The organism is Clostridium bornimense, assembly GCF_018917145.1.
In the GTDB taxonomy this organism is placed as follows: domain Bacteria; phylum Bacillota; class Clostridia; order Clostridiales; family Clostridiaceae; genus Clostridium_AN; species Clostridium_AN bornimense_A.
Genome location: NZ_JAHLOD010000041.1, coordinates 22,000 through 29,471 on the forward strand (window position 1 = coordinate 22,000; position 7,472 = coordinate 29,471).

Genomic DNA, 7,472 nt, shown 5'->3' on the forward strand with positions numbered 1-7,472 from the left:
GGGAATTTATTTATGGCAATCTCTGCAAGTATGGTAAAAGAATTAAGAGAAAGCACTGGAGCAGGAATGATGGATTGTAAGAAGGCTTTAACACAAGCTAACGGAGATCTTGAAAAAGCTGTTGAAATATTAAGAGAAAAAGGATTAGCTGCAGCAGCTAAAAAAGCTGGAAGAATCGCAGCAGAAGGTGCAGTAGTAGCTTTCGTTAACGAAGATAGCAAAATCGCATCATTAGTTGAAGTTAACTGTGAAACAGATTTCGTTGCAGCTAACGAAGAATTCTTAGGATTTGCTAACAAAGTAGCTGAAATCGCTGCAAAGAGCAATGCTACAACTGTAGAAGAATTATCAGCTGAAAAATGCGATGGTGAATCTACTATAGATGAAGTTAGAACAGCTTTAGTTGCAAAACTAGGCGAAAACATGACAGTAAGAAGATTTGTTAGATTCTCAGTAGAAAATGGAGCTATCCAAAGCTACATTCACGCTGCTGGAAAAATTGGAGTATTAGTTCAATTAGGTTGTGAAAATAATAGTCCAGCATTATTAGAAGTTGCTAAGGATGTAGCAATGCACATTGCTGCTGTAAATCCATTATTCTTAGATTCTTCTGCTGTTGATGCTGAAACTTTAGAAAAAGAAAGAGAAATCTACAGAGTTCAAGCTCAAAACGAAGGTAAACCAGCTAACATAGTTGAAAAGATGGTTGAAGGTAGAGTTAAGAAGTACTTAAAAGAAGTTTGTTTAGTAGAACAAGTTTTTGTTAAGAACCCTGACTTTACAATCACTAAGTACTTAGCTGAAAAGAGCAAAGAAGTTGGAGCTACTATAACAATTGAAAAATTCGCTAGATTCGAAAGAGGCGAAGGTATAGAAAAGAAAGAAGAAAACTTTGCTGAAGAAGTTCAAAGACAAATGAACGCTGGTAAGTAGTAAAGCATAAAGAGAACACCCAGTGTTCTCTTTTTTTAAGATGTTATTATTCTTTTAGGAGGAAGTTTTGTGGAGACTATAAAATATAAAAGAGTTATGTTGAAGCTTTCTGGTGAAGCTTTAGCCGGGGAAAATGGCTTTGGAATTGATTTCGAAGTTACTAATAGAATTGCAAAAGAAATAAAAGAATTAGTAGATATGGGAGTAGAAGTTGGTGCTGTTGTAGGTGGCGGAAACATATGGAGAGGCAGAGAAGGCGGAGATATGGATAGAACTACTGCAGACTATATGGGAATGTTAGCCACTTGTGTTAATGCATTAGCTCTACAAGATTCCTTAGAAAGAATAGGGGTTCATACAAGAGTGCAAACTGCTATTGAAATGAGACAATTAGCAGAGCCTTATATAAGAAGAAAGGCTATGAGACATTTAGAAAAGGGAAGAGTTGTTATATTCGGGTCAGGAACTGGTAACCCATACTTCTCAACTGATACTGCAGCTTCATTAAGAGCAGCGGAAATTGAAGCAGAAGCTATACTTCTTGCTAAGAAAGTTGATGGAGTATATGATAAGGATCCACATAAATTTGATGATGCTACTAAATTTGAAAAATTATCATTTATAGAAGTGTTACAAAAAGGATTACAAGTTATGGATTCAACTGCTTCCTCTTTATGTATGGACAATGATATTCCTATTATTGTTTTCAGTCTAGATCAGCCAGGAAACATAAAGAGAGCTATTTTAGGAGAAAATATTGGTACAATAGTATCAAATGATTAGGAGTGAATTGTATGGTTAAGGATATTATTGCTGTTGCAGAAGAAAAAATGCAAAAAACTGTTAGTGTTTTAAAACAAGATTTACTTACATTAAAGGCAGGTAGGGCAAACCCAACTATGCTTGACAGAATACAAATGGAGTATTATGGTTCAATGACTCCTATAAATCAAGTTGCTAATATATCAGCACCAGAACCAAGAATGCTACTTATAACTCCATGGGATAAGAGTTCTCTAAAGGATATAGAAAGAGCTATATTAACATCTGATTTAGGGCTTAACCCTAATAATGATGGATCAGTTATCAGATTAATGATTCCAGAATTAACTGAAGAAACTAGAAGAGATTTAGTTAAGAAGGTTAAAAAGTATGGAGAAGAATCAAAGGTTGCTATAAGATCAATAAGAAGAGATGCCAATGATAAAGTTAAGGCATTAAAGAAAGACAACGAAATAACTGAAGATGAATTAAAATCAGCAGAAGATTCAATTCAAAAAAAGACTGATGTATATGTAAAAGAAATAGAATCCATCATAGATGCAAAAGAAAAAGATGTTATGAAAGTATAAGATAATCTATTTTATTAGAAATTAAGCTTAGATGAGCATTAAGCTTCATCTAAGCTTAAATTTTTATTAGATATTTATTAAGCTTAGGTGGGTGGATGAATGTTTAAGATATTTACTAAAAAAGGTGTCAATGGAAACATTGAAGAAAAACCATTAGATATGAGCAATATTCCTAAACATATAGCTATAATTATGGATGGGAATGGAAGATGGGCTAAAGAAAGAAATATGCCAAGAACTTATGGTCATAAAGCGGGAGTAGAAACAATAAGAGAGATAGTTAAGGAATGTAGTAATCTTGGAGTTGAATATTTAACTTTATATGCTTTTTCTACAGAGAATTGGGCTAGACCAAAAGAAGAAGTAGATACATTGATGAAGTTATTAGTTCAATATCTTAGAAATGAATTTGAAGAATTAAATAAAAATAATGTAATAATCAATTCTATAGGAGATATATCAAAGTTACCTAAAGTTTGTTATGAAGAGCTAAATAAAGCTTATGATAAAACAAAAAATAATACAGGACTTACACTAAATTTAGCATTAAATTATGGTGGAAGAGTTGAAATAGTCAATTCTGTTAAGGAAATTGCAAAATTAGTACAAGAAAATAAAATAAAAGTTGATGATATAGATGAAAAAATGATAGAAAAATATTTATATACATCAGGAATGCCTGATCCAGATATAATAATAAGACCAAGTGGTGAACAAAGATTATCTAATTTCTTATTATGGCAATGTGCATATTCTGAATTTTGGTATTCTGATGTTAAGTGGCCTGATTTTACGAAGGAAAATCTTATAGAAGCTATCTTTGATTATCAAAATCGTGATAGAAGATTTGGAAAGGTTAAATAGGTGATGTTTATGAATAATAGATATATAGGTGCCCTTGTTTTAGCACCGATATTAATATTTCTATTTTTAGGTGGAGAACCTCTTAAGTATTTATTATTAGTAGCTTCGGTAATGGGACTGTATGAGTTTTATTCTGTTGTATCTAAAAAAGGAATAAAACCTTTTAAAATTGTTGGATATGTAGCAACTATTATATATTATCTAACATTAAATAATATAAATTTTGAACAAGTAGCAATTATATTATTCTTAATAACTATGATTTTAATGTGTATTCCGGCTATTAAACCTGAGTACAATTATATAGATGTTGCTGTTACAATTTTAGGTTTTATATATGTAGCAGTATTTTTCTCATTCATAAGCAAGATAAGCTATAAAGAAGGCGGAAGATTTTTATTATGGCTTATATTCTTAGCATCTTGGGGATGTGATACTGTGGCATATTATAGTGGAAGATTATTTGGAAAACATAAATTATGTCCAAAAGTAAGTCCAAAGAAGACAATAGAAGGATCTATTGGAGGACTTTTAGGAGCAGTAATTTTCTGTGTAGTATTCGGAATTTGCATAAAAAATCATGTGAATATAGCACTATACCATTATGTTATTATGGCTATAATAGCAGGAGTATTTTCACAATTTGGTGACTTAGCAGCATCAAGTATAAAGAGATATTCAGAAGTTAAAGATTATTCTCACTTAATTCCGGGACATGGAGGAATATTAGATAGATTTGATTCTATTTTATTTTCATCAGTAGTGATTTTTTATTATTTAACATATGTAGTTTGTATATAAATTTAATTAAGGAGCTGTTGCACTAAGGTGTAACAGCTTTTTTACAAATTTGAATAGTAGATCATATTGGTACTAAATGCAATAGTTCAATTATAATACGGAGATTAACTTTAGTGGTGAATTATATAATAAGTAAATATAAATTTGAAATTTAGTTAATATAAATATAATGATAGTATTTTCATACGGAGGTATTAGTGAAGCTTGTAAAAGATGAAATAAAAATTATCGCAATCTTTATATTTGCTATATTTATACTGACTATATTGCTTAAAGTATATTTTCCACCAACTATTTTTATAGTATGTTTATTGTTTTTATCATTGTCAATAAATAGTAAGATCAATAGTTTTAAGGTGATGACAAGGAGTATAAGTGCAATTTTGACATTGCTTATAGTGAATGTATCCATAGTTATAATAATGGTTATGATTTCGTATTTTATTGCAGGAGAGTTTTATTCCTTTGTGCAAAATAAAGATGTGATTTTAGAAATAAAATCAATTGGAGATAAAATATTTGCATTAACTAGTATAGATATAAGGGATGTTGGAAAGTTTATCACAAGTTTATATAATGAATTTTTAAATGTAATGGTAGTAACTAAGGGGATAAAGTATACTTCTGAATTTTTATTGTCATACTTTATAGCTAATATTACTGTATACTTTATTTTAAAGGATAAATATGCTATATTAAAAATTGCAAAGAAATTAGTTCCAAGTAATGTTTTTGAGGAAATTTTAGATATAGTTTTAAAAATATATTCGATTATAACTGTTCAAATAAAGTTAGTTGTTTTGACGACAATAATAACAATAATAAGTTTTTACATATTAGGCATCAATAATGCTATAGTATTTGGAGTAATATGCGGTATATTAGATATATTACCGTATATAGGTACAATTATAATTTTTTTATTTTTAATTTCCAAGGAAATAATGCTAGGGAAAACTTTTGTTGTAATTGGTTTGATTCTAGTGTATATATTACTAGAAATTATTAGACAGATATTAGAAGCAAAGTTTATTAGTGATATTTTGTCGATACATCCATTGTCAATAATGATATCTATATATATTGGATTTAATATTTTTGGTGCATTAGGTTTATTTGTAGGTCCATTATGTATAGTGGTAGCAAAAGAAATTTATGAAAAAGAGGTAAAAGCATAATGAAAAACATAAGCATATTGGGGGTTACTGGGTCAATTGGTACTCAAGCTTTGGAAGTTATAAGAGATAACAGAGAAGAGTTTAAATTAGTAGGTATTTCTGCTAATACTAGTGTGAAAAAGGTAATTGAAATAATAAAAGAGTTTAATCCTAGGGTTGTTGCAATGTATACAAAGGAAGCAGCTGACGAGGTTAAAAGTTTTTGTGATGACTATGATAAATCTATAGAAGTAGTATATGGATTAGACGGTCTTATAAAGGTAGCAACAATAGATGAAAGTGACATAATACTGACATCAGTAGTTGGTATGATAGGATTAGTGCCAACATTAGAAGCAATTAAAAAGAGTAAAACCATAGCATTAGCCAATAAGGAAACTTTAGTTGTTGGCGGAGAGATAGTTATGGAAGAAGCTAAAAAGTATAATGCTAAGATAATACCTGTAGATTCAGAACATAATGCTATTTTCCAATGCCTTAATGGAGAAGATAAGAAAGCAGTAAGAAATATTATAGTGACTGCATCAGGAGGACCTTTTAGAGGTAAAAAAAGAGAAGATTTAATTAATGTAACTAAAAATGAAGCATTGAAACATCCAAAATGGTCTATGGGTGCAAAAATCTCTATAGATTCTGCAACACTGATGAATAAAGGATTAGAAGTTATAGAAGCTAAATGGCTTTTTGATATGCCATTGGATAAAATCAAGGTAGTAGTACATCCACAAAGTATAGTACATTCTATGGTGGAGTATGTGGATGGAAGTATATTAGCTGAAATGGCTAGTACAGATATGAAGTTACCTATCCACTATGCTTTTACGTATCCTAATAGAGTTAAAGGAAGTACTGAGTATTTAAATTTATTTAAATATAATACTTTAACTTTTGAAGAACCAGATATGGATACTTTTAAAAATTTAGCTTTAGCATATGAAATAGGAAAAAAAGGAGGAAATGCCCCTACTATTTTAAATGCTGCTAATGAAGTTGCTGTAGATTTATTTTTAAAAGATAAAATTAAGTTCCTTCAAATTACAGATCTTATAGAAGATGCTTTAAATACTATAGAGTTTACTTCTAAAGTAAATATAGATAACATATTAGAAACTGAGAGAAAAGTTAGAGAATACTTGTTAAGTACATATTAAGGAGTGATATTTTGGTAGTATTAAATATAATAAAAGCTATGTTAGCATTTTGTTTTTTAATTCTTATTCATGAAGCAGGACATTTAGTTGCAGCAAAGCTTGTAGGTGTGAGAGTAGAGAAATTTTCAATCTTTTTTGGTAAACCTATTTTTTCAAAGGTAATGGGAGGAACTGAGTATTCTGTTGGTTGGATACCAATAGGTGGTTACGTTGAACTATATGGAATGAATCAAGAAATAGATGAAAAAGATTCACATTTCACGAAGCATCCTTGGAAGAAAATTTTTATAGCCGTTGCGGGACCGCTTATGAATTTAATAACAGCATTTTTACTATTAACTGTTGTTACATTTAATGTTGGTGGATATCCATCTTTAGAAATTAACGGTTTTTCAGAATCATCACCAGCAAAAGAAGCTGGTATTGTATCTGGAGATACTATTACCAAAATTAATGGAAATAGTATTAAAATATACGAAGACTTACAAGAACAACTTTCTAAGAATAAAGGCGAAGATATAAATATTGAAGTAAAACGTGGAAATGAAGTTAAAGAATTTGCTATAAAACCTACTTATGATAAAGAACAAGAAAAATATATCATGGGAATTACATTTAAAACAGCTAGAAACTTAACTGTAGGGGAAAGTTTTACAAGAGCTGGTAATCAAATGGTGTCATTTACTAAATTAACTTTTAAAACACTTGGAAATTTAGTAACAGGTCATGGTAATTTTAAAACTGATCTTGGGGGACCAGTTACAATAGTAAGACTTAGTGTAGAGTCAGCACAAGCAGGATGGATAAATTTAATATATCTAGTAGCGGTAATAAGTCTTCAATTAGCTATATTTAATCTTATTCCTTTCCCTGCATTAGATGGAGGAAGTATAACAATATACTTAATAGAACTTATAACAGGTAAGAGATTTAAAATTGAAACTATACAAAAGATAACCAGTGTTGGTTTCGCACTTCTTATGGGCCTTATGTTGTTAGTTACAATAAAAGATATATTTTTTCCTGTGAGTTTACAATAATATAGAAACAGGATGAAGAGAGGCTGTCGCAGAATGATATGATACCTCTAAAGTAGACATGGTAAATAACCAAAATCTACTTTGGAGGTATTTTTTATGGGAAGACAATATAAATATTCTTTTGAAGATAAAATCAAGGCAGCAAAAGATTAT

At 29.9% G+C, this 7,472-nt stretch carries 8 protein-coding genes; all 8 read left to right on the forward strand.

The features are described 5' to 3' along the window. Positions 1 to 12: 12 nt before the first annotated feature. The 8 genes from tsf to rseP all read left to right on the forward strand — a co-directional run bounded on the left by tsf (position 13) and on the right by rseP (position 7,319). Positions 13 to 933: a translation elongation factor Ts gene (gene tsf, locus KQI30_RS12855; protein ID WP_216463747.1), complete on the forward strand. Its 921-nt coding sequence runs from the start codon at positions 13 to 15 to the stop codon at positions 931 to 933. Positions 934 to 1,002: 69 nt separating this feature from the next. Continuing rightward, entirely contained in the window at positions 1,003 to 1,716 is a 714-nt protein-coding gene (gene pyrH, locus KQI30_RS12860; RefSeq protein ID WP_216463748.1) for a UMP kinase, read from the forward strand. Between the two features lie 11 nt (positions 1,717 to 1,727). Beyond that, positions 1,728 to 2,285 carry a ribosome recycling factor gene (gene frr, locus KQI30_RS12865; protein ID WP_216463749.1) on the forward strand — a complete coding sequence of 186 codons (558 nt, stop codon included), beginning with the start codon at positions 1,728 to 1,730 and terminating at the stop codon, positions 2,283 to 2,285. Between the two features lie 99 nt (positions 2,286 to 2,384). Beyond that, positions 2,385 to 3,149: an isoprenyl transferase gene (locus KQI30_RS12870; RefSeq protein ID WP_216463750.1), complete on the forward strand. Its 765-nt coding sequence runs from the start codon at positions 2,385 to 2,387 to the stop codon at positions 3,147 to 3,149. A gap of 9 nt (positions 3,150 to 3,158) precedes the next feature. Then, positions 3,159 to 3,950, forward strand: a complete 792-nt coding sequence (locus KQI30_RS12875; RefSeq protein ID WP_216463751.1) for a phosphatidate cytidylyltransferase — start codon at positions 3,159 to 3,161, stop codon at positions 3,948 to 3,950. 197 nt (positions 3,951 to 4,147) lie between these two features. Then, positions 4,148 to 5,128: an AI-2E family transporter gene (locus KQI30_RS12880; RefSeq protein ID WP_216463752.1), complete on the forward strand. Its 981-nt coding sequence runs from the start codon at positions 4,148 to 4,150 to the stop codon at positions 5,126 to 5,128. After that, positions 5,128 to 6,279 carry a 1-deoxy-D-xylulose-5-phosphate reductoisomerase gene (locus tag KQI30_RS12885; protein WP_216463753.1) on the forward strand — a complete coding sequence of 384 codons (1,152 nt, stop codon included), beginning with the start codon at positions 5,128 to 5,130 and terminating at the stop codon, positions 6,277 to 6,279. Before KQI30_RS12880 ends, KQI30_RS12885 begins: the two co-directional genes overlap by 1 nt. 11 nt (positions 6,280 to 6,290) lie before the next feature. Beyond that, the gene (gene rseP, locus KQI30_RS12890) at positions 6,291 to 7,319 is read left to right on the forward strand and encodes an RIP metalloprotease RseP (RefSeq protein WP_216463754.1); all 1,029 of its coding nucleotides are present in this window, start codon (positions 6,291 to 6,293) and stop codon (positions 7,317 to 7,319) included. Positions 7,320 to 7,472: the final 153 nt, after the last annotated feature.